Annotated in this window: 1 protein-coding gene and 1 pseudogene; both read right to left on the reverse strand. The window is 33.3% G+C overall.

The window, feature by feature from the left end; genetic code table 11:
- Window positions 1-511 (reverse strand): flavin reductase family protein (locus IDG60_RS28080; RefSeq protein ID WP_206161081.1); only part of this gene is annotated, 511 nt, incomplete at its 3' end.
- A 78-nt stretch (window positions 512-589) separates the two neighbouring features.
- Window positions 590-657: pseudogene (locus IDG60_RS28085) on the reverse strand (peptide-methionine (S)-S-oxide reductase); the annotation flags it as partial.

The following is a 657-nucleotide window of genomic DNA, read 5'->3' on the forward strand; positions in this document are numbered from 1 at the left end:
AATCACCCTCATAAATACTGTCATCAATATGATAAGTTACAATTTCACCTATTATTAAATCAGCCCCATCTAATACATCTCCAAGCAATATCATTTGCGATAGTTTACATTCGAATCTCATTTTCGCGTCTTTAATTCCTGGCGTCTTAATCGTTGTAGATGTTAAAAGTGATAATCCTGTACGACTCAACTCACTGTCACCATATGCTAACGGCGCTGCAGTCTCATTAATATCTTGAACATTATCTTCGTCTGTAATATGCACAACAAAGTCTCCAGTCCGTTCTATATTCAAGGCAGTATCTTTTCTCTTACCTCCTGCACGTTGAACTGCAATAGCAACCATTGGCGGATGGTTATTAACAATATTAAAAAAGCTAAATGGTGCTGCATTTACTGATGCATCTTGATTTAATGTTGTAACAAATGCTATAGGTCGTGGAATAATTGAACCAATTAATAATTTATAGTTTTCTCTAGCAGTTAATGATTGTGCATCAAACGTATACATAATACCTACCTCTTTTCTTAGTATATCTAGGTATTTCTCCGATTTTGGTTAATTTAAACATCTATTCTCCTCTGAAAATCACTTGTATTTATTTAGCAAATCTTTTGAAATATGACACATATGCATATCTTCTGGATATTTTTCTA

This window comes from Staphylococcus sp. EG-SA-2, from assembly GCF_017152085.1.